This is a genomic window from Streptomyces sp. yr375 (assembly GCF_900110755.1).
Taxonomy (GTDB): domain Bacteria; phylum Actinomycetota; class Actinomycetes; order Streptomycetales; family Streptomycetaceae; genus Streptomyces.
On the sequence record NZ_FOFF01000007.1, the window covers coordinates 153,662 to 176,519 of the forward strand.

Below are 22,858 nucleotides of genomic sequence, written 5' to 3' on the forward strand. Positions count from 1 at the left end.
AGCGGTCAGGCCCTCGTCCGGGATTGCCGTCCCGGCGGGGGCCGTCGTTTGTCTGCGGTTGTCGCGGCGAACGTAACCGCTCCGCTTCCGCCGCTGCAAGCCGGTCACCCGCACGGGTGACACGGGCGGGGAGGGGGGGTGGGTGGGTAGTTCTTTCCCTGGTCCTTAAGGGAGGCCAGTGGCCCACCGGCCCCTCGCCGACAAGGTCCCGGCGAGCGAGGAAGACGGACCGTCACCGGTACCCGGTTGACGCGGAAGCGGTGTGGCCGGGCGGCGACCGGCAAGGCCGAGCCCAAACCCGATGCGGAGCCCGCCTTCGAGGACGACGGTGGAAATATGACACTTCGGTGCGGGGGCGTCACATTTCTCTCGAGTCACGTCCACCCGTCCCCGGACGCTTGCACGCACCGCTGAACTTCGAAGACCTGGTTAAGCCTTCCTCAACCCCTGGTGGCCAGGCGGTGAGCGGCCCATGATGGGGGCCATGACGGCGGCCTCGCGTGCCTTGGCACGACTCGCGACCTGGCCGGACCTCGCGGAGGACCGGCCTAGCTGTGGCACTGGTCGGGCGGTGCGCTCGGGCGGTGTCGAGATCGTGCACTTCCATTCCGACGTGAGTGTCGACCTGCATCTCACGGCCAAGGCGATCCGGCGGTACGAGAGGGACCTGCGGCACTCCACCGCCATCCGGCTGCTGCCCGGCTCGCCTTGGGTGACCGTCCACCTGGAGTGTGAGACGGACATCGACCTGCTCATGACGCTGGTCAGCGCCGCCCTCCAAGCCCACCAGCAGAATCCGGCCGCCGCCGACGCCCCCCTCCCACGCTGCAACGACCACCGGGAGGTGGCGCTCAGCCGCGAGACCGGGTGAGTAGCCGTCCCGTCTCCTCCGCGTCTGGATAGCTGACGGGCCGTCAGTTATCGTCTGCCGTGCCGGCTCGTGTGTGCCGACGCGTGCCTTCCGACGTAGAAGGGGTGAGCGCCATGGAGACCGACCGGGAACGTTCGACCCGTCCTCCCCGCAGTTCGCAGCCGCCGGGGGATCCCCGTTGGGTGGCGATGTTTTATGACGCGCCCTCGGCGTCCTGGCGGCAGGCCGCCGAATCTCCCGACCGGACGCCCGTACTGTTCGCGATCGGTGAGATGACCCAGGTCAAACGGGGCCGGGGTGATGACTTCGCCGTCGATCTGTGGGGTCCGGAGGGTGGGGAGTGGCGGCGGTTCGACCCGGTTTCGCCGGTGGCGGTCGAAGCGGCGGTCGAAGTGGCGGTCGACGCGTCGGTCGATGCTTCGGCCGTTGTCGGGCATGCCAAGTTCGCGGAGCGTATGGAGGGGCGGCGGCATCAGGTTCTCGTCGCCGGGTTGAGCAAGGCCGGGCTCTATGATCTTGCCCCGGACGATGTGGCGGCCGTTCGGGTGTTGGTCGAGCGGGTCGACGAGAGCACGTTGCGGCGGGTCGTGCACTGGATGGCGGTGGCCGGCGCGCCGGGGGAGTGAGCTGTCAGGTGGGCGTCGGGTAGGTCCAGTGGAACGACGTCAGGGCTCTTGCCCTGGCCTCCACGACCGCCATGCGCGCCGCCCGTTCGACGGGGTCGACGTGTGACGGGTGGCCCGTGACCTGGCCGTCCCACTTGCGGTAGTACAGGCCGACCGTCGCCGAGAACCAGCCCCGGCTCACCGCGTCGAGGGCCAGCAGCAGGCCGGTGTCCTCGGAGGCGGGCAGGGCCATCCAGCCGCCGAGCGCGGTGAGGAGGTCCCGTCGTACGAAGAGGCTCGCGGGGTGCACCGGTGCGCGGAAGTCGTTGGCCTTCCAGAGGGCGAGCACCGTGCCGCGCTCGATGGGGCCTTCGGCCGGGTCGCCGGGGAAGGCGACCGTGGAGCCGTCCGGGAGCAGGTCGAGGGTGCGTGAGGTGGCCCAGCCGAGGGCCGGGTCGGCCTCCAGGGCGGCCAGGTCGCGGGCGAGGGCGCCGGGCGCGAGGCGGTCGTCGGCGTCCAGGACCTTCACGTACTCGCCCTGCGCGTGCGCGAGCGCGAGGGTGCGGGCTACTCCGGGGCCGCCGGGACGCCCCTGGCGGAAGACCACGCGGGTGTCGGCGGCGGGCAGGTGCGGTGCGACCTCGTCCGTCGTGCCGTCCTCGCGGATCACCCACTGCCACTCCCACCCCGGGGGCAACTCCTGTGCGCACAGCGACGCGTAGGCCTCGGGGAGGTGGCGGGCGGCGGGGGCGTGCACGGCGGTGACGATCACGATGCGCCGGTTCACGGGAGGGTTCACGCGGGGTTCACGGGGAGTACTTGCCCCTTCCCGGACGGTTCGCCCAGGTCACCGGGCACGCAAAGGCCCGGCCGCTGGCGACGGGGGATGCACCAGCGACCGGGCTATGGCCAAGGCTAACAAGGCTGTCGGCCCGACGGGAGTCGACTTCTCTCCTGCCTCGCCGTTGTGATCGGGATCACTGTCACACCACCCCCCTTGTTTAACCCTTGCTTATCTCTCGCCAATCCCTCGCCAATCCCTCATCTTTCCCTCGTCTTTCCCTCACGCGTCCCTCCTCCCCATCCCTTACTCATCGTTCGCACGGAGGCTCGTAAGAGAGTCGGGGCAGGTACTCGTGCCACTTGTCCGCTGTCAGGACGCCTCGGGTGGTCGCGCAGATGCGGCTGATCGCCGTGTTCACGTCCAGGTTCCACAGGCGGACGGTGTCGGCGCCGCTGGAGACGCCGAGCATGTGGCTGTTGGGGCTGAAGGAGAGGAAGTTGCCGGTCTTGGCGTTGGGGCTCATGGACTGGCCGATGGGGGAGGCGTCGGCGGGGACGGCGACGTTCCACAGGCGGACCGTGTTGTCGTCGCCGCCGCTGGCGAGGGTGCGGCCGTCACGGCTGTAGGTGAGGGAGACGACCGCCTCGGAGTGGCCGGTGAGCGGCGAGCCGAGGCGGGTCGCGTCGGCCGGGTCGGTGATGTTCCACAGCCGGACCGTGTCGTCGTCGCTGCCGCTGGCCAGGGTGTGGCCGTCCGGACTGTAGGCGAGGGTGTTGACGGGGGCCACGTGGCCGGTGAGGGGCTTGCCGAGCGGGGTCGTACGGCCCGGGTCGGTCACGTCCCACAGGCGGATGGTGCCGTCCGCGCTGCCGCTGGCCAGGGTGTGGCCGTCCGGGCTGAAGACGAGGGCGTTGATGTAGCCCTTGTGGCCGGCGAGCGGAGCGCCGAGCGGGACGACGTGGGAGGGGTCGGCGACGTTCCAGAGCTGGATGCGGCGGTCGTCGTAGGCGGTCGCCAGGATCCGTCCGTCGGGGCTGAAGGACAGCGCGTCGGAGCCCATGAAACGGGTCTGGAGGGGGATGGGCGGTCCGGAGGAGACCGGGTGGGTCGGGTCCGTGACGTTCCACAGGTACACCGCGCGGTCCGGCGACAGCACGGCGAGGGTGCGGCCGTCGGGGGAGAACGCGGGCTGGCGGTCGCCGCTGTCCTTCGGCATGAACGCCTCGCTGAGGGAGACGGGACGGCCGGGGGACTCCACGTTCCACAGCCGGATGCGTCCGTCGCGGGCGGCGGTGGCGAGCACCTTGCCGTCCGGGCGGAACACCCCGTTGCGGCCGATCATGTCCGACGTCGGGATCGACCACAGCCGGACCTTGTTGTCGCCGCTGCCGGTGGCGAGGGTGCGGCCGTCGGGACTGAAGCCCAGCGCGTACATCTCGCCGCTGCCGCCCGCCAGCGGCTCGCCGACCTGGGACGGGAACTCCGGATCGCGCACGTTCCACAGACTCGCCGTCGAGTCGGCGCTCGCGGCGGCCAGCAGGGAGCCGTCCGGACTGAAGGCGACGGACCAGACCGGGCCGGTGTGCCCCGGGATCGGTGCGCCGATCTGCGTCGCGCGGCGCGGGTCGGTGACGTTCCACAGCCGGATCGTGTCGTCCGCGCTGCCGCTCGCGAGGGTCAGGCCGTCGGGGCTGAAGTCCAGCGAGTGCACGGTGTCGGTGTGCCCGGTCAGCGCCTTGCCGACCGGCTCGGGGCGGCGCGGATCGGCCGTGTTCCACAGCCGGATCGTGTTGTCGTCGCCGCCCGCCGCGAGCAGCTTGCCGTCCGGGCTGAACGCCACGGACCGCACGGCGGCGCCGTGCCCGGTCAGCGGCGCGCCCAGCGGGCGGACCCGCGCGGGGTCGGCCGTGTTCCACAGCCGTACGGTGTGGTCCTCGCCGGCCGAGGCCAGCGTCCGCCCGTCCGGGCTGAACGCGAGCAGGTAGATCGTGCCGGTGTGGCCGGTCAGGGGTGCCCCGAGGGAGCGTGGGTGGGCGGGGTCGCGGACGTCCCACAGGCGGACGGTGCCGTCGTCGCCGGCGCTGGCCAGGGTGTGGCCGTCCGGACTGAACACCGCGCTGCTCACCCAGCTCGTGTGACCGGTGAGGGGCCTGCCGAGCGGCTTGGGGTGGGACCGGTCGCTCACGTCCCACAGGCGGACGGTGCGGTCGTAGCTGGCGGTGGCCAGCAGCTTGCCGTCCGGGCTGAACGAGGTGAGGTAGACGGCGCCGGTGTGGCCGAGCAGGGGCGTGGCCAGCGGCGCGTTGACGATCGAGATCAGGCGGTTGCGGGTGCCCTCGTCGTCGGGCCGCAGGTCGTGCGCCACCAGGTCGAGCTGGGCGGACAGCGACGGATCCGTGTACTGGACGCGGTCGGCCTCCGCCACCACCTGCTCGAACACGGCGTCGTTGCGCTGCTGCCACGCGACGACGGCCGCGCCGACCGCCACCATCGACAGCACCACCAGCGCCGACACCGCCGCCCGGAAGACCCACACCATCCGCCGGCGCAGCCGGACCGAGGCGGCCAGGAACTCCACCGCGCTGCGCGTCAGGAAGGTGTTGCCGGCCGACTTCGCCCAACTGCGGGCCTGCTCGAGCCGCGAACCCCGGTACAGCAGCGCCGAGTCGCGGTTCGAGCCCTCCCAGGCCCGGCCGTCCTCCTCCAGCCGCTGCCGCAGCAGATGGTCGCTGCGGTCCTCGTCGATCCAGTCGCGCAGCCGGGGCCAGGCGTGCAGCAGCGCCTCGTGGGTGATCTCCACGGTCTCCGCGTCCAGCGTCACGAGGCGGGCGCTCACCAGCGCTTCGAGCGACTCCTCCGTCTTGCCGGGATCGGTCGACTCCGCCGCCAACTGACGGCGCGTGCCCCGCCGCCGGGTGGCCTGGGTGTCCTCACCGAGCCGCACCAGCCGCAGCAGGAGCAGCCGCGCGGCGCTGCGGGCCGCCGGGTCGAGCCTGGACCAGGCCCGTTCGGCGGTCGCCGCGACCGCGCCCTGGATGCCGCCCGCCGCGCGGTAGCCGGCCAGCGTCAGCCGGCCCGCCTTGCGGCGCTGCCAGGTGGCGAGCAGGGCGTGCGACAGCAGGGGCAGCACACCGGCGTGCGCCCCGCGCGGACCGTCGACGGTCACCTCGCGGATGATCAGCTCCGCGAGGCCGGGTTCCAGCTCCAGCCCCACGGCCCGGGCCGGCCCGCTCACCGCCTCCCGCAACTCCGGCGTGGTCAGCGGCCCGAGCACCATGTGCCGGTGCTGGAGCGCGTCGGAGAGTTCCGAGTGGGCGAGGCACTGCTCGTAGAAGTCGGCGCGGATGCCCAGGACCACGAGGACGGGGGGAAGGGTGGCTTCCTTTTCCCTTTCATCCGCTTCGTTGTCGTCCGCGGGAGTGCAGGCCGCGTGGAGGAGCTGGATGAAGAGACGCCGGGTGGATTCGTCGGGGCAGAGAGTGAACGCCTCTTCGAACTGGTCGACGATGATGACGGGGCGGGTGGGAGAGGGGGTGAGGGAGGGGGTTGAGGGTTCGGAGGGGGAGGGTGACTCGCGTAGAGCCCAGGCGGCGAAAGCCTTCCGTACGGCGGTCGCGAAGCGCGGGGTGCCGGGCTCCTCGGCGGTGACGGGGGCGAGTTCGGGGATGCGGTCGGTCAGCTCGGCGAGGGGATCCGCGCCGGGCACGAGCTGGAGGACCGTCGCCGCACTGTTCTTCTCGCCGGACGTACCACTCGCCGCGCCGCCCAGCGCCCCGTCCTGCAGCGCGGGTACGAGGCCGGCGCTGAGCAGCGAGGACTTGCCCGCTCCGGACGCGCCGACCAGCATGACCAGGCCCCCCGTCCGTTCCGCCGCGCGGAGTTGGGCGACGAGGGCGTCCGTGCTCCGCTCCCGGCCGAAGAACCACCGGGCGTCCTGCTCGCGGTACGAGGCGAGGCCCCGGTACGGGCACACGCCCCCGGGGACGCCCGACCCCTCGGCCGCGGGCCGTTCCTCCTCCTCCTCCGCGGCGGCGACCGGGACGTCGCCGACGACCGGATCGGCCACCGCCCGCTCCCACAGCCGCTGCCACTGGGCGAGGTCGTACAGCCCGGCGGACACCGGCGCGGGTCGCGCGCGGCGGGCGTCGGGTATCAGGACGTGCAGCACCGCGGCGAGGGCGGCGAACTGTGCGGGCACGTTGCGGGCCCGTCGCCAGTCGCTGATCCGCTGGGCGGACACCCGTACGGGTCGCCCCCGTTCGTCGACCCGCTGCAGCCGGACGACCGCTTCGCTCACGCGCTTGAGCGGAGGGTTGCCAGCCTCCTTGTACAGCAGCGCGAGCCGTTCCGCGAAGGCTGTGCGTGCGCCCGAGTCGGAACTCAAGGCCTCCACCCCTAACTTCCCCCGCACCTGGATTCCGGACCGGAAAACCCACTTTATATGGCTGACCTGCGGAGAAGGGGTTGACCGGACAACGGATCCTCCTCTCCCCGGGCCTTAGCTGGCAGGATCCGGAACACAGCAGCGCAGCAACCGGGCGCGCTCGACGACGCCCGCACCGTTCGGCGCCGGTCCGCACGAGGGGAGGGACCGGAGCCGAACGGTGCGGCGCGTACGGCGCGCAGACGGTTCGCAGACGGCGCGCGTACGACACCTCGAACGTCGTCGCCGCGCCCCCGGCCCTCTGACCTGCGCCCCCTGGCCCCGCCCCCGTGTCCCCGCCCGCGCGCGCGTGATCTACCGTGAGCCACGGCCGCTCCGGGACGGGCGACTCGGCCCGCCCACCGCTGAGGCCACGGCGGTTCTCCGCATTCCGCCCAGGTTGTCAGTGGTGGCCTTTACGGTGGTGAGAGCTGGGTAGGGCTCGCCGTCGGGGAAGGAGCCGTCGGGGAAGGGGGAGGCGGGTGCGCAGGGTTCCGCCGGAGATGTTCCGGTTCACCACGGGGGATCGTGCCGATCTCCACGGCGCGGTGCTGCGGGCGTTCGGCGCGGCCAACGAGCGGCTGGAGACGGCACTCGGGCTCGACGAGGTCCGGTCCCGGCTGCGCACGGTCGGCTGGCTGGACGCGATCACGGACGAGGAACTGCACGAGGCGCTCAGAAAACTCCAGCACTGGAACCTGCTGGACGTCGTCCAGAACCACGCGGAGAACTACCGCACAGCCGAGGAGTACGAGCGCCGCAACCTCCAGTACTCCCTGACCCGCCAGGGCGAGGCCGCCATCGCGGGGGTGGAGCACGCGCTGACGGTGCTCGCGTCGACGGGCGCGCTCCAGACCGCCGTACTGGAAGCGATCACCGACCGGCTCGACGAGCTGTACGTCCTGCTGGAGCAGCCCGCGTCGGCGGACCGCCGCATCTTCAGCACCCTCCAGGAACTGGAGGGGCACCTCGAAACGCTGCTGGACAACACCAAGGTGTTCAACGGCGAACTGCAACGGCTGCTGCGCGCCGAAGGCACCGACGCCGGGGTCTTCCGCGAGGTCAAGGCGTCGACGGTGGCGTACCTGCGCGAGTTCCTGGTCAACCTCGACCGGCGCGGGGCCGGGGTCGCCGTCGCGGTGGCCCGGGTGGAGGAGCGCGGCACCGGTGTGCTGCACGAGCGCGCGCTGCGGGGCGCGGAGCTGCCTCCGTCGGCCGGGGCGGACCCGTCGGCGGCGTGGCTGGAGCGGCGCAGGGCGCGCTGGGCGGGGCTGCGGGCCTGGTTCCTGCCGGCCGACGGGTCGCCGCCCCGGGTCGAGCAACTGCACGACGTGGCCCGGCGGGCGATCGTCTCGCTGCTTCAGGTGCTCGACCGGATCACGGAGTCCCGTCGCCGTTCGTCCAGCGCCGTCCAGGACTTCCGGGAACTCGCCCGCTGGTTCGCCGCCGCGCCCACGGAGGAGGACCTGCACCGGCTGTGGTCGCTCGCCTTCGGCCTCGGCTCCGCGCGCCACGCCCACCTCGCGCACCCCGATCCCGAGCTGGTCCCCGTCTCCCGGACCTGGGCCGCCGCACCCCCGGTGGAGGTGTCCGCACTGCTGCGCACCAGCGGCCGTACGGAGCGCTTCACCCGGACCGGCAAGGTGCGGGACGTCTCCGCGACCCGCGCCGCCCGAGCCGAGCGCGCCCGCCGCGAACGCGCCGAACTCCAGGCGGCCTGGCAGATGCTGGCCACGGACGGTCCCGTACGGCTCTCCGCCTTCGCCGAACTCGACGCCGAACTCGACCCGGCAGCCTTCGAGCGCCTGTTCGACCTGCTCGGCAGGGCCCTCTCGTCCTGCCCGGACAGCACGGGAGTACGGCGGGCCGCGAGCGCGGACGGCGCAGTGGAGATCGTCCTCGCGGCCATGGACTCGGCCGAGGCCGACGAGGCCGACGAGGCCGACGACCGGATCGCCACGCTGCGCACCTCGACGGGGGTGATGACCGGCCCGGACTACGTCGTCCAGATCCGCAACGCGGACGCAGGGATGGATGTGGGGATGGGCGTGGGGGTGGACATAGGGAGGACGGACGTAGGGGTGGACGTAGGGACAGGGCCGCGCCGCCTGAGCGCGCGGGCGGAGACGACCACTCCCCACCCGTCGACCACCCCGCACTCGACGACCACTCCCCACCCGTTGACCACCCCGCACCCGTCGACCGCACACGAGGAGGCCGTCGGATGAGCACGCTCGCCAACCAACTGGTGGTGGTCGAACGGGAAGAGGTCGCGCGGGGCATCCGGCTGCTGCTCGCCCAGCCGTTGATCACCGAGCGCGGCGACCCCGTGGCCTTCGAGGTGGTCCGGCGTCGCAAGGAGCCGTTGGCCAAGTGGTTCGACTACACCTGCGGCTGGAGTCTGGTGGTGGAGCCGCGGCGCGGCTACGCCCGGCTGCTCAAGGTCCGCCCGACCGCCGACGCCTCCCGTCCCGCCCTCCGTCCCCGCGCGGGCCGCGCGCCCTTCGATCGCCGCCGGTACGTGCTGCTGTGCGTCACCGCGGCGGAGCTGACCTCCGTACCGATGACGACCATCGGCCTGCTCGCCGACCGCGTCGTCCAGGCCATGGCCGCCGATCCGGCGCTCGCCCCGTTCGACACCACCAGCCGCCGCGAGCGGATGGCCTTCGTCGACGTCCTGAAGCTGCTGGAGTCGTACGGCGTCCTGGCGGTCGTCGACGGCCTGACGGAGTCGTTCGTGGACACGGCGGAGGCGAAAGTCCTCTACCGGGTGGACGTCACCCTCCTGATGAGGCTGCCCGCGGCCCCCGTCGGGCCGTCACGCCTCGCGCTGCCCGCACAGGAGGTGCCGGCCCGCTTCGAGGAACTCCTCGCGGAGCTGATGCGCGAGCGCCGCTACGGCACACCGCCGCCCGCCACGCATCCGGCGCAGCCGGAGCATCTGGCAGATGCGGCAGATGCGGCAGATGCGGCATATGCGGGAGATACGGCGTTTACGGCACATCCGGCGCAACTGGCAGCAGGGGACGAGGCGTTCGTCGTCTCCGACACCCGGCGCAACCTGTGGCTGCGCCACTCCGTACTGCGCCGCCTCTTCGACGACCCGGTCCTCTACAGGGAGGACCTGACCGACGACGAGCTGGCCTACCTCGCGTCCCCCACGGGCCGTCAGATCCTGCGGCGCGCGGTGGAGCAGGCCGGACTCGTCCTGGAGGAACGCGCGGAGGGCTATCTCCTCGTCGACCCCGACGCCGTGGCCACCGACTCCACGTTCCCGGACGACTCCTCGACCGCCCGGGTCGCCGCACTGCTCCTCCTCGAAGGCATCGCCGACACCCCCGGCGGCGCGACCCCCGAGCAGCTCGCCGAGGCGGCGTCCGCCCTGCTGCGGCGGTTCCCCCGCTGGGCGAAGGCCTACCAGGCGACCGAGGGCGCGCACCGGCTGGCCGACGACGCCGTGGCCGTACTGCGCGACTTCGGCCTCGCCCGCGCCATCGGCGACCGCGTCGTACCCCGCCCGGCCGCCCACCGGTACCGCGTGGCACACACGAGCACGACCACCGCTACCGCCACGACCGAGGAAGGAGGCCCGCTGTGAACGTGACCGAACTGCCGGTACGCGGCACGGACCGGCCGGACGCCGCTCCTCCCACGGCTCCCACAGACACCACCACCCGCCCCACGGGCGGCACCCCCGAGGCCCGCAACCGGTGGCAGCCCGTCCGCGCCGGGATCCTCAACGTCTGGCGCTACTACGACGAGACGTTCACCTTCCACGAGGGACGGCTGCTGCTGCGCGGACCGAACGGCACGGGCAAGTCGAAGGCGCTGGAACTGCTGCTGCCGTTCCTGTTCGACGCGAACCTCAGGCCCCACCGCCTCTCCACCTTCGGCGGTTCCGAACGCACCATGCACTGGAACCTCATGGGCGAAGGCGCCACCGGCAAGACCCGCGTGGGATACGTGTGGCTGGAGTTCGGCCACGCCGACGGCCGCTGGTTCTCCTGCGGCGCCCGGCTCCAGGCCAGCATCCACACCAGCGGCGTCCAGACCGACTACTTCACCACCGCCCGCCGCCTCGCCCGCCCCGACGGCGTGTCCCTCGTCAACGAGGCGGGCCAGCCCCTCACCCGGCCCGCGCTCGCGGATGCTCTCGCCCTGGCGGGCGACGGCGAGATCCACGCCACGGCGGCCGACTACCGGGCCACGATCCGCCGCACCCTCTTCGACGGCCTCGGCGAGCAGCGCTTCGAGGCGCTGATCACCGCCCTGCTCCAGCTCCGGCAGCCGAAACTCTCCGAGCGGCTCGACCCGTCCCTCCTGTCCACGCTGCTGTCCAAGGCCCTCCCGCCGCTCGGCGAGAGCGAGATCGGCGAACTCGCCGAGGGCTTCGAGCGGCTCGACCGGCAGCGCGAGGACCTGAAGCGGCTGGACGAGGAGGTCACCGCCGCTGCTGCCATTGCCGGTCGCCAACGCGGTTACACCCAGCGGGTGTTGCGGTCGGCCGCCGCGCAACTGATCTCCGCGACGACGGACATGGACAACCGCGCCCGGATCGCCCGGGAGAGCGCGGAGCAGCACCGGCAGGCCGTGCACGACCAGGAGGCCACCGGGCGGCGCAGGGCGGAGTTGGGCGAGCGCGTCGCGGAACTCGAGGCCGCCGTCCAGGGGTTGCTGGACAGCGACCTCTACCAGCAGGGCAAGGAGCTGGACCAGCTCCGCCGCCGTACCCAGGACACCGCGCAGGCGGCCGACCGGCTGCGCGCCACCGCCGACGACCGGCAGCGCCGGGCCCGCGCGGACGAGGAGCAGGCGGCCACCGCCGCCCGGCAGGCCGAGGAGTGCGCCCACCACGCCCGGGACACCGCCGAGGACGCCGAACGGACCGCCCGCACCGTGGGCATGGAGTCGGTGCACACGGAGATGCGCGCCGCCCTCGCCGACGCGCCCGCGGACGCCCCCACCGCCGACGACCCCGCGCGGGAGGCGACCCGGGTCCGGCAGGTCCGCCACCTGCTGCGCGGCGCGGTCAAGGGCCGCCGCGACCAGATGGCCGCCGTCCGGGAAGCCGTCGAACGCCATGAGCGGGCCGTCGGCGACCGCACCGCCGCCGAAACGCTCCTCGACGGCGCCCGGGACGGCCTCGCCGAGGCCATGACCCGGCGCGACGAAGCGGCCCGGGAGTGCGCGCAGGCCCTGCGGGCCCAGGCGGAACAGCTCCGGGAATGGGCCGCCGGATGCGTGGAGCTGCGCATCGGCGACGTCGAGGAACTGGCCGCCCGAGCCGCCGTCGAGGCGGACGTCCTGGCCGTCGTGGAGCGCGCCGTACGCGCCCTTGACCAGCAGATCACCCAGTCCGAGACCCGGGTCGAAGCGGCCCGGAAGACCGGCCACGATCAGCGGGAGAGGTTCGTCCGGGCCATCGAGGCACTCACCGCGGAAGCCGACCTTCCGCCGGTCGCCCCGCCGACCCGTACGACGGACCGTTCGACGATGGAGGGCGCGCCCCTGTGGCGGCTGGTGGCCTTCCGCGACGGCGTTCCCGAGGAGGTCCAGGCGGGCGTCGAGGCGGCGCTCGAGGCGTCGGGGCTGCTCGACGCGTGGCTGAGCCCCGAGGACACCATCGACCTGGCCGGCCACGACACCTTCGCGGCGCCCGGCTGGGCGACCCCCGCGCCGGGGCCGTCCCTGCGGGAGGTCCTGCGCCCCGAGAAGGACATCCCGGTCGCCGCCGACCGCGTGGACCGCCTCCTCGCGGGCATCGCCTACGGGGAACACCTCCCGCACTGGCACACCGCCGCCGTCGCCGCGGACGGTAGCTGGCGACTGGCCGCGGCCATCGGCACCTGGAGCAAGGCGGCCCCCGCCCACATCGGCGCCCACGCCCGTGACCAGGCAAGACAGCGCCGTATCACGGACCTGACCGACCGGCTCACCGCGCTGAACACCCACATCGCGGCGCTCGACACCCGCCTCGGCGCGCTGCGCGAGAGCCGCTCCCGCCTCGACGCCGACCTCGCCGCCCGCCCCCGGCACCGGGAACTCGACGAAACACGCCGCCGGTGGGACCGCGCGGAGGAGGCGGTCGGCGTCCGCGACGACGCCGTCCGCCGGGCGGTCAAGGTCCTCGACGGACGCGAGGCCGACGTCAGCCGCTGCCTGCGCACCCTGGGCCGACTGTCCTCCGAACACGCCCTGCCCACCGAGCGCGGCCGGCTGAACGAACTGTCCGCCGCCGTCGACGCGTTCGCCGACACCGCCGACGCCTGGGCCGACGCCCACCTGCACTGGTCCACCGCCCTCGGCCGGTCCGCCGCCGCCCGACACCAGGCCGAACGCTCCACGGAGGCCGCCCGCGAGGCCCAGGCCGAAGCCGACCGCGCCGACGCCGAGGCGCGGGCGCTCGCCGCCACCCTCCAGGCCGCGGACAGCACCGTCGGCGAGGACTTCCGCCAGACAGCCGTCCGCATCGGCGAGTTGAGACAGGACGTCCGCCGCAGCCGTGAGCAGATCAGCGCGAGCGACGGCGAACTGGGCCGCCTGCAACGCCGTATCGGCTCCCTGGAAGCGACCATGGCCATGGACGCCCTGCGCCGCGACGAGGCGACCGCCGCCCGCGACGCCTCGGCCCTCCGCTTCCGGCACCTGTGCCTGCTCGGCCTGCCCCAGGACGCGGGCGTCCCCCCGGACCGCACCGCGTCGGGCCTGACCGCGTCGGACGGCACCCGCGCCACCCTGGAAGCGGCCCGCGAGATCGCCGCCGAGTGGCCCGGCCTCGCCCACGAACCACGCAACCTCGGGGACGCCGTCCAGCGCCTCTCCGAGGCCGTCCACCAGGCCCGTCAGGTCCTCGGCCGGCGCGCCGACCTCGACCTGGAGGCCGACGACGACGTCCAGATCTTCACCGCCACCATGGACGGCGCCCGCATCGGCGCGACGGGCCTGCTCCACACCCTCACCGCCGAACGGGACGGCAGCCGCGACGACATCACCGTCGCCGAGCGCCGCCTCTTCGACCAGACCCTCACCGGCGACACCCGCCGCCACCTCGCCGCCCGCATCCGCCAGGCCAACGAACTCGTCGACCGCATGAACGGCCACCTGGAGCGCGTCCGCACCGCGTCGAAGGTCTCCGTCCAACTGGTGTGGCGCATCCACCCCGACCTCCCGGCCGGCACCCAGACCGCCCGCACCCTCCTCCTCAAGGAACCGAAGAACGTCACCGACGCCGACCGCGAGGCCCTGCACGACTTCTTCCGGGCCCGCATCGAGGAGGCCAAGGCCAGGAACACGGCGGCCACCTGGGAGGAACAGCTCGCCGAAGTGCTCGACTACACGGCCTGGCACCAGTTCGTCGTCCGCCTCGACCGCGCGAACGGCGCCGGCTGGCAGGTCCTCACCAAAAAACTGCACGGCGCGCTCTCCGGCGGCGAAAAGGCCATCGCCCTGCACCTGCCCCTCTTCGCCGCGGTCGCCGCGCACTACGAGGCCGTCCCCGAAGCACCTCGCCCGATCCTCCTCGACGAGGTCTTCGTCGGCGTCGACACCACCAACCGCGGCCAGATCTTCGCCCTCCTCACCGCCCTAGACCTCGACTTGATGCTCACCTCAGACCACGAGTGGTGCCACTACCGCGAACTCCCCGGCATCGCCATCCACCAACTCATCACAGGAACAGACGGCGACGACGCGGTCACCAGCGCCCGGTTCGTATGGACGGGGGCGGGGATGCGGGCGGATGAGGGGGATGGGGGAGATGCGGGGGGCGCCGGGGAAGTGGGAGATGAGAGGGACGGAGGGGACTGAGGAGACGACGGAAACGAGGGAGACGACGGAAACGAGGGCGATTAAGGGAAACGAGGGAGATGAGGGAGATAAGGGAGGCGGCGGAGATGACCGGGACAGGAAATCCAGGACGTGAGCGCCCCACAACTCCCCCTCCGCCTCCCCCTTCTGCCTCCCCCCTCCCCCTCCCGGCTCCCCCACACCTCACCACCCCCCACCTGCGCCCGCTCTGGCAGGCGGTGCACGACCGCATCTCCTCCGGCCGCCCCGTCACCAGCGTGCGCCTGGGCCCGCTGGACGACGACGAACGGGAGGCCCTGGCCGACCTCCTCGGCATGGACCGCCTGCCGGACCAGCGCCCCACCGTCCGCCTGACCAGGCTGGCGGACGCCGTGGCCGAGGCCGGCGGCGGCACCGTACGCGACCTGGTCACCCAGATCATCGGCCCACTCGACGACCGAGCGGCCGAACGCCGTCGCCGCGACGACGAACGCACGGCACTGTGGTCCTGGCTGACGACCCACGACACGATCCGAACCCAGCCCGTCCTCACGGACTGGACGACGTACTGCCGCACCCAGGGCCTGCTGGCCGGCTCCACCACCCGCACCCGCGACCTCCTCTCCGCCGCCCTCACCGTGCTCGCCGCGCTGCCCGCCGAGGGCGAGCCGCTACCGGTGTTCGCCGCGCGGGTCCGGCACGGCGACCCGCACGCCCTGGACGACGGCACCCGCCTGTCCGCCCTCGTCCTACGGGCCCTGTCCACGCTCTACGACACACCCGTGCCCGACAGTTCCCAAGCGCGGCGCGAGTTGTGGTCCCGGGCCGGTGTCGCCGACGACGACCTGTCCACGACGGTCCTGGCCGCCGGACTCCGCCTGACCGGCGAGGGCACGCTGAGCCGCCTGGCCCGCATCTGCGCCGAGGCGGGCCAAGCGGTCTCGCTCACCCTCGCCCAGTTGAGATCACCGGGCGAGTACGGCTTCCCGGCCCGACCCGTCCACATCACGGAGAACCCGAGCGTCCTCGCCCTGGCCCTGCGCCGCTTCGGCGCCGACTGCCCACCCCTCGTCTGCACCTCGGGCTGGCCGAACGGCGCGGCCGTCCGCCTCCTCCACCTCCTGGCAGCAGAGGGCGCGACCCTCCACTACCACGGCGACTTCGACGGCGAGGGCATACGCATCGCAGCCCACGTCATGCACAAAACCCCCGCAGTCCCCTGGCGCATGACCACCCACGACTACCTGACAGCCCTCGCCACCACCCCCCAAGCCCCCTCCCCAGGCCGCCTCACCGAGGCCCCGTGGGACCCGACCCTCACCCCAACCATGGCGACCCACGACAAAGCAGTCATGGAGGAATCGATGACGGACACCCTCCTGCAAGACCTGTCACGAGAACGCACCCACCAATGAACGGGCCTGCGGGCATCGTGGCCGTGGCTACGGTCAGTCCATGCAGTGGATCACCCTCCTGCTGTGCCAGCCGCGCCCTGAAGTCGGCGAAGCCGCCGTAGGACCAGCCGACGTCCGGACCGGAGGTGTCTCCATCTCCCGGGAACACCATCAATCCCATGCCATCCTCTTCATTCCCCGAGCGCACAGGATCCGGAGGGAACGACGTCCGCAACCGAGATAATCGGGGCGACCCTCAGCTCCGCCGGCGTCGACTGACGGCCGACACCCTCGCTACGGCCTGTCTGAAGGACGTCGACGGGATCGATGCCGATGAGTGGACACCCCGGGAACTCCGGCACAGCCTCCTGTCACGAAGTTAGACACGCACCAACGCCAGAGGGCCCTTACCTACCCGGTAAGGGCCCTCTGAACTGCTGTCTAGCTGTCGGGGTGGCGGGATTTGAACCCACGACCTCTTCGTCCCGAAGCAACTTGGGCGAGGGCTCTGCCTTGGGCTGCGACGCGGTTCACCTGTGGTGATGGTCCGTAGACGTCCGCGCTCGTTCGCTGCTGTGCGTGGGTGTTGTCACGCAGTTAGACACCCACGCTTGCTGACCACAGCTCAGCAAGCGCAGGTCGTTCGAGACCATGACCTGAGCGAGGCGTCCGGCGATGGCCACGACTTCGGGCCAGGCTGATGCCTGAAGGTACTCAGCGTCGGTGTCGTGGGGTGCCTCCGCGGCGGCAGCGTTGAGCGCGACACCGAGGGCCCGCATAAGGGTTACCTCTTCCTCGGTTCTCAAGCTGATGCCGAGGTACCGCTCGGGCTCATCGGCGTCACAGAAGTCATCGAAGAGCGTGTGGAAGACGTGGTCGATGTTCTCGAACTCCGAAGGGTCGAGCCACACGTCCCGCTGCCATGGTGGATTGGCCAGAGCCAAGACCACAGGTACGACGTGGACACGGTGATTCGCCATGACTTGGGCTTCTCCGCTCACGAGCCCGAGCCTAGCGACCACACCCTCAGAAGGCGCTGGTGTTTTCAGGAGCACCACTTTAGGAGAGAGGCGGGGGCATCGCACCTGTGACCTGGGGCTTCGATGACTCGTGAGATGCCCAGCAACTCAACCGCCAGACACCCTCGTTGACCGTGGCTGACCGCTGCATCTGGCACGACAGTGGCACGGACCTCAGCCGACGACAGCCAGCCACGACGGCGGGTGCGACGGCCGACCAGGCGCGCGTATGCCTCGCTGCACCCCACCGGCCTCAGCCACGCTACTGGCTTGCGCCGTCGACCAGAGCAAGCCGCGACGGCCGGCCCCGTGACGACGGCACGTGAGCCCACAGCTTGGGAAGCTGCGATCATTCAGATACGACTCGGAACGATCACTCGGCAGACGTCCGCCACACGTCCAGCCGGACCCTTACCTCGTGCTTGTGGGTGTGCCAGAAGACGCCTCGACGGAGGCCCCGAGGGCGGGCAGATCCATCCCCAGCGGCATGGCCGTGATCTCGGCCAGCGCTACGACGTCAGACACACCGCCTACACGTATGAAGACGCCAAGGGCTGGCGGCCGATGACCAGCGAAACTGCACCGGCCCTGGAGGGCTCCTACGTCGGCTCGCCAAGTCCATCTGTCAGCGGCGCCTCGTACCATCCAACTGACGGCGGCAACCTGGGAGGGGCAAAGTGGCCGAGTCGGCTGAGCACGCTTTTCTATCCGATGCAGTTCTGCAAATTCTTGAGAATACGTCAGAGTCTCGCCTTTATGCGTACAAAGAGGCGGACCGTAAACGTTTTGATTTCGCTTGCGATCTCGCCACCAATTGGAAGAGGGCTGTTTCGGGGCAGACGCTCTGGAAACATAACGAGGGTATCGATAAAGACATCAGGATGCTGCTTTCTGAAGCAGCATCAGACGTCCTCGTCTATGTTGCCCGCACTACCATGAAGAATAAGGCGGTGCTGTACGAGGCTATCTCCGACTACAAAAAAGCCGGGCTGGCAGACAGGCTTGACCGGCTGCGCGTATTCTGGGTTCCAGAAGACTTTGACGCCGACTCGGAGAGTCATAGGAGTCTAGTTTACACAGAACTCGAAAACTCGTTGTCTCGTGATCTCCTGCTTGCAGTTGTTCTCGGCGGCATCACTGAGCGTGATGTCGCTTCCTTTGCGACGTGGAGCGGAATGTGTGGACTCAGTCTCGCAGTCTTGGCGCAAGTCGAAGCATCTGGCTTTGGTAACTACACGCAGCTCGGAAAGCAGATGGGTGTCGGGGTCGCTCCGGTAAAGGAGAGGATTATCCGTCTGAACCTTACGGGATTCATCGTCCGTAGCCCGGATCCTCGAAAATCGGGAACCATTTATGAAGTGTCGCCCAAGGGGTACGCCCTCATGGATCTTTGTGGAAGACTAGCTGCCGAGCGAGACAAAGGTGGCCACGTGGACTCTGGATTGAGGCATGTGTGCTCACTGCTGGGCATCGATACGAGGAGAGTTGACCTCTGGCCTTTTATGCCCGGTTATGATGCGTCACGCGATGGGGGCCTAAGTCCTCATCCTCACCGCGATACCTCCTTGCGGCTGGCCAAAGAAATTAACGACGCACTCGCTAGATGGGGTGTGTCACTGCCAGACCCTCACTACGAAATTCCCGACCTGAATTTTTCGTAAGGTCGGCGGAGTCTCAATGACCGAGTCAAGGCACTTCCGTCGGCCTATCCCCTCGATGCGAAATACGGGCGGGGCGGTCGCTGAGGTCTGCCGGGCTGGTCGTCCGGATGCCTGCGGTCGGTGATGACTGGGTGCGGTCGCGGTGGTTGCTGTGCTTCGCTGCTGTACAGCAGAACAGTTTCTCGCCCGTCACCTGCGGGCACCGATTGCCAGCGTTGGTCGACCTCGGACGGCTCAGCCCCGGCACATTGCCGTCAGTTTCGTCGACCCACCCTGACGACCTGGATCAATACCATCGACGATACCGATTACTAGGGTCCTCAACTTTGTCGGATTTTCTGGAATTGCAGTTCTCGCAGAGCAACTGGAGATTGGTGACGTCATTCAAACCGCCTCGCGCAAGCGGCACCATATGGTCATAATTACCAACGTTCAATGTGTCAATGAGCCCGGACAAGTCTGTTCCGCAAGCCGTACACCTACCGCGATCGCGGTAAAAGACGGCCCTGCGTGCCCACATCGGGGGGCGAACTCGCTTCAGTTCCCCGTCACGCACAAAAAGGTCCGACAATGATGCTTCGTCCGCGTCAAAACCGTCACTAGCGACCTCCTCAACATACCCGGAAAGAAATTGGTTCAAATTAGCCAAGGCTCGCCGGTTCAGAAACATCACATAAAAGACTTCGTCGGTGACACGGGACATGAGGTCCTCGTAAGCCTGAGTCCACCGTAGATTCAAAAGGTAGTCGTAGCACGCATTTACGACACAATGCGGATCCTTGGGTTCTGATGAGCTACCTTCACTGCCGGGGATCCCCTCAGGGTCAGGCTCGTCAGGAATGAAGAACAAGGGCTCGTCGATGATTCCATATTGCAACATCGCGGCGTCAACAGGAAGAATCCAATCCGGATAGATGGGGTCAGGGCCGAATGGCACTCGTGTTGGGCCGTCAGTATCATTCATCAGGATTTCATCAGCAACGAAGCGGATGAATTTATGAAGGGCGGAATCCTTCTGCCAATGTGGAAGGAAATCGTAAATTCCGTCGTTTACCGTCAGTCCTTCCAGGTGGCGCAAATGTGAGAACGGGTCGCGCATGATGGTGTCCACTGCATTGGCAATCCGGTACGTACGGAAGTACTCATGCGTCAACCACTCGTTCTTCTTTGCCCTCACACGCCCTCCCCTGGGCTTGTTTACCGTCGATCCAATCTTGCCTGACGGTTGGGACTATGCATGCGTTTTCGGCGAACCTGAGGTCGGTGGAGCGGCTTTGGGGTGGCGCTGCTTTGGCGCGAGTGATCATGGCCCCGTAAGCTTCCGGCGCGTCGGGCAGTCTGTGGACCTGCCCGGTAAAGCACGACGTTGGGGCCATGATCTGCGAGGCTCGCGCCAAAGTGGCTCCGTAAAGCCGTGGAGCTGACCGCCCCAGCCACGACGTACCCCTTCTCTGGCATCAGGCGGGCTGCATGCTTTGAGCGCGGCACGGGCGCCGGCCGGGCTGGAGCGGGACGAAGGCAGGAGCGCAGGCCCGGCCGGGGGCCGGGCCGCGCGCGGGGAGCGTAGCGAGCCGCCTTGAACCCGTAAAGAATGTTGTCACTCAGGAGGCGGCTGGGATGCGCCAGAGTGGGGCCGTGTACTGCTCCGGGCGGCTCTTGACGAGCAATCGGCGCAGGTCATCGCGCTGTGAGCCGTCGAGGTTCAGGGCCTCGGTGAGGTGGCGGAACGTCGTGTGCGTGACTCCACGGCTTCGGGCTTCTGCCTCGAACTGAGCGAGCTGGCGTAGTACTGACTCAGCATCGAGCTTCGTCGGCCGCTGCTCCTTGAGCCAGAGGGCCTTGTTGCGCTCGTAGTCGATTTCGGAGAAGCCGCAGATCTCGCGGCTCAGTGCTTCCACCTGGCCCAGGGTGGTTGTCGACATGATGGCGCGGGCCAGCTCGTTGCGGCTCAACGCGTCGTCCAGGTCGACCGCGTGGAGTGTCGGGCCTTCGTCTGTCAGGGGGATGGGAAGGCCGGCGTCTCGGATCTCGCATGTGCCGCGTACGCCGCGGGCTGTTGCCGTGAGCATGCCGGTTGCTTCCGAGGGGTGCCAGTCCAGGACCGGACCGACCGGCTCGGCGTCCTTCGCCGTGAAGGTGTGGACGAGGGGGCCGAGCATGCTGCGCAGGTCCTCGGGCGACAGTTCGCCGTCCAGGCCGGGGCCTGCGACCAACAGGCGGATTGGGGCGTTCACTTGGCCGCACGCTGCCAGTGTTAGGGAGTCCGCGAGCGGGCTCTTCAGCGTCGGTTCGTCGCCTCGGGCCAGCACGTCGCCGCCGACGTCCAGGAGATCGATTGAGGTCGGCTGTAGGTGAGTGACCAGGTCTTCGAGCTGGCGCGTGACGCCCTCGGCGCCGTGGCTCGGGTCGATCAGCGCGAAGGCGTGTGGGAGCTCTGCCGCTAGGCGGGGGAGTGTGGAGCCCGCCGGTGCGATGGGGCGGGCCTTCGCCGGCACCTTCCGTACGGTCGGGGTGAGTGGTTCGAGGCCGGTGAAGTCGTCGGGTCCTCGGGGGCCCGGTACGGGGTCGATCAGCAAGCGGTCCCACGCGTACGTGAGGATCACCGCCTGGTCCTCGTCGCCGTACAGGGCGGCGTGAAGCATTGCGGCGGCGACTGCGTCGCCCCCTCCTCCTGCTGCGACGATCAACCGCGTCATGGGCCCAAGACTACGGGGTTGCCCATTGACCACTCACCCTATAGTGGCCAGAGGCTATAGCCACTTGGACGAGGAGGGGACATGCCTCAGATCGAGGAGACGCAGCCGAAGTATCTCCAGATCGCTCACTTCATTCGCGATCAGATCCTGCGCGGTGATCTGCGGCCGGGGGACGAGGTTCCATCGGAGCGGCAGTTGGCGGCTGACTGGAAGGTGTCCCGGCCTACGGCGGCGCGGTCTTTGGAGGCGCTGAGCAATCAGGGGCTCGTCGAGAAGCGGCAGGGGTCCGGGACGTACGTGCGGAGCCTTGAAGTGAACAGGCGGGCACGGGAGTTGTACGGGCGGGCTCGGCAGACCGGGAAGATCTACACGCCCGGCGAGTACGCGGTCATCACCTCCGCCGGGTGGCTGGATGCGCCGGATCATGTCGCTGAGGCCTTGGGGCTGGTGAAGGACCGGCGGGCCGTGCATCGCCGGCGGGTGACCAACAACCAGGACGGGCCCATCACGCTGTCTACCTCGTGGTTCGCGCCGGAGATCGGGCAGCGGGCGCCCAAGCTCCTGGAGCCTGAGCGGATCCAGGAGGGCACCCTGATGTACGTCGAGAACATGACGGGGCGGCAGGGGAGTTACGCGGAAGACCGTATGTGCGCTCGGCAGGCTACCGACGAGGAAGCGGCTGACCTCCAGCTTGCGGCCGGGTCTGCTGTGCTGATCGTGCATCACGTCGTCTTCGACCTCCAGGACCGGCCGTTGGAGTTCGCCGAAGCCACCTACCCGCCGAACCGTTGGGCGTTCGAGCAGGGGTATCCGCTCACCTGATGAGTCCTCACTTCAAGGAAGTGCTTGCGCACTACGAGTGGCTAATGCCACTATCCAGTAAGTGGCTAAGGCCACTTGATCGGAAGGGGGCCCGGAGTGACGAGTCGGCGGCAGGACAAGGGAGCGCACTTACCTTGCAGGAGTTGTCGGGGGCGCGGCTGGAAGCGTGTCGGCTCCCGTACGGCTCTCGCGCTTGCTGCTGCCGCTGACCGCACCCGTGCCACATCGAAGCGGCGCTGCCTCGACTGCGACGGCAGCGGCAAGGAGTGAGCGCGCATGGTGGCTTACACGATCGACCGCTATCCCTCTGAGGACTCACCGCGGCTCGGGGCCATGACCCTGCATCCGGCTCCGGAGTCGGTTCCCAGGGCCCGGCGCTGGTTCCGGAAGTTCATCGCCCCGTACAACCCGGCCTGTTCGGTCGAGGACTGCGCGCTGATGATCTCGGAGCTGGTGACCAACGCCATCCGCTACGGCCAGGCTGACGAACCGTGGCTGGTGCGGGTGGAGTGGTTTCGGGATGACACCTCGCTCCGCATCGAGGTGCATAACCCCGGCTTCCCGGCCAATGTGCGGCTTCGGCGGCCTGACGCCAATGACGCGCACGGGCGGGGGCTGCTGCTGGTCGACTCGATCGCCGAGTCCTGGCATTCCGGGCCCAGTCGCTTCGGCGGAACGGTGGTCGCCTTTGTCGTCGCCGATGCCTGGCCGTCGTGAGGGCAATACCCTCCGTTGGTACTGCGCCGACGGATTCGTCGCTAGTCTGGTTGACCAGTTGACTTGGCCAATCTCGACAGG

Annotated in this window: 14 protein-coding genes; 9 read left to right on the top strand and 5 right to left on the bottom strand. The window is 69.8% G+C overall.

Annotated features, from left to right (window positions below; genetic code table 11):
- Positions 1-484: 484 nt before the first annotated feature.
- Complete coding sequence (locus BMZ82_RS10565) at positions 485-871, top strand: luciferase domain-containing protein (protein ID WP_093774293.1); 387 nt, start codon at positions 485-487, stop codon at positions 869-871.
- A gap of 113 nt (positions 872-984) precedes the next feature.
- Positions 985-1,497, top strand: coding sequence for a hypothetical protein (locus tag BMZ82_RS10570; protein ID WP_093774295.1), 513 nt, complete (start codon positions 985-987; stop codon positions 1,495-1,497).
- A gap of 4 nt (positions 1,498-1,501) precedes the next feature.
- Here the strand turns inward: BMZ82_RS10570 and BMZ82_RS10575 are convergent, their stop codons facing one another.
- Together BMZ82_RS10575 and BMZ82_RS10580 are read right to left on the bottom strand one after the other, a co-directional pair.
- Positions 1,502-2,263 (bottom strand): glycosyltransferase family 2 protein, encoded by a 762-nt coding sequence (locus BMZ82_RS10575; RefSeq protein ID WP_093774148.1) that lies wholly within the window; start codon positions 2,261-2,263, stop codon positions 1,502-1,504.
- Positions 2,264-2,567: 304 nt separating this feature from the next.
- The gene (locus BMZ82_RS10580; RefSeq protein ID WP_093774150.1) at positions 2,568-6,653 is read right to left on the bottom strand and encodes an nSTAND1 domain-containing NTPase; all 4,086 of its coding nucleotides are present in this window, start codon (positions 6,651-6,653) and stop codon (positions 2,568-2,570) included.
- A 533-nt stretch (positions 6,654-7,186) separates the two neighbouring features.
- Here BMZ82_RS10580 and BMZ82_RS10585 point away from each other — a divergent pair.
- The 4 genes from BMZ82_RS10585 to BMZ82_RS10600 all read left to right on the top strand — a co-directional run bounded on the left by BMZ82_RS10585 (position 7,187) and on the right by BMZ82_RS10600 (position 15,883).
- Positions 7,187-8,911 (top strand): TIGR02677 family protein, encoded by a 1,725-nt coding sequence (locus BMZ82_RS10585; RefSeq protein ID WP_177244453.1) that lies wholly within the window; start codon positions 7,187-7,189, stop codon positions 8,909-8,911.
- Positions 8,908-10,281 (top strand): TIGR02678 family protein, encoded by a 1,374-nt coding sequence (locus tag BMZ82_RS10590; protein WP_093774154.1) that lies wholly within the window; start codon positions 8,908-8,910, stop codon positions 10,279-10,281. Before BMZ82_RS10585 ends, BMZ82_RS10590 begins: the two co-directional genes overlap by 4 nt.
- A complete protein-coding gene (locus BMZ82_RS10595) occupies positions 10,278-14,489 on the top strand; it encodes a TIGR02680 family protein (RefSeq protein ID WP_093774156.1) in 4,212 nt (1,403 codons plus the stop codon). The genes BMZ82_RS10590 and BMZ82_RS10595 overlap by 4 nt, the downstream gene beginning before the upstream one ends.
- Before the next feature lie 218 nt (positions 14,490-14,707).
- Entirely contained in the window at positions 14,708-15,883 is a 1,176-nt protein-coding gene (locus BMZ82_RS10600) for a TIGR02679 family protein (RefSeq protein WP_256251844.1), read from the top strand.
- A gap of 509 nt (positions 15,884-16,392) precedes the next feature.
- On the opposite strand, the gene BMZ82_RS10605 is transcribed toward BMZ82_RS10600, so the two are convergent.
- Positions 16,393-16,863, bottom strand: coding sequence for an SCO4402 family protein (locus BMZ82_RS10605; RefSeq protein ID WP_256251845.1), 471 nt, complete (start codon positions 16,861-16,863; stop codon positions 16,393-16,395).
- A gap of 695 nt (positions 16,864-17,558) precedes the next feature.
- Here BMZ82_RS10605 and BMZ82_RS40195 point away from each other — a divergent pair.
- Complete coding sequence (locus BMZ82_RS40195; protein WP_143098843.1) at positions 17,559-18,542, top strand: hypothetical protein; 984 nt, start codon at positions 17,559-17,561, stop codon at positions 18,540-18,542.
- Positions 18,543-18,828: 286 nt separating this feature from the next.
- Here BMZ82_RS40195 and BMZ82_RS10610 read toward each other — a convergent pair whose 3' ends face one another.
- Together BMZ82_RS10610 and BMZ82_RS10615 are read right to left on the bottom strand one after the other, a co-directional pair.
- Positions 18,829-19,719 carry an HNH endonuclease gene (locus BMZ82_RS10610; protein WP_093774160.1) on the bottom strand — a complete coding sequence of 297 codons (891 nt, stop codon included), beginning with the start codon at positions 19,717-19,719 and terminating at the stop codon, positions 18,829-18,831.
- A gap of 424 nt (positions 19,720-20,143) precedes the next feature.
- The gene (locus BMZ82_RS10615) at positions 20,144-21,238 is read right to left on the bottom strand and encodes a DUF1152 domain-containing protein (protein ID WP_093774162.1); all 1,095 of its coding nucleotides are present in this window, start codon (positions 21,236-21,238) and stop codon (positions 20,144-20,146) included.
- An 81-nt stretch (positions 21,239-21,319) separates the two neighbouring features.
- On the opposite strand from BMZ82_RS10615, the gene BMZ82_RS10620 reads away from it, so the two are divergent.
- Both BMZ82_RS10620 and BMZ82_RS10625 read left to right on the top strand, forming a co-directional pair.
- Positions 21,320-22,060: a GntR family transcriptional regulator gene (locus tag BMZ82_RS10620; protein ID WP_093774164.1), complete on the top strand. Its 741-nt coding sequence runs from the start codon at positions 21,320-21,322 to the stop codon at positions 22,058-22,060.
- Positions 22,061-22,339: 279 nt separating this feature from the next.
- Positions 22,340-22,777, top strand: coding sequence for an ATP-binding protein (locus tag BMZ82_RS10625; protein WP_093774297.1), 438 nt, complete (start codon positions 22,340-22,342; stop codon positions 22,775-22,777).
- Positions 22,778-22,858: the final 81 nt, after the last annotated feature.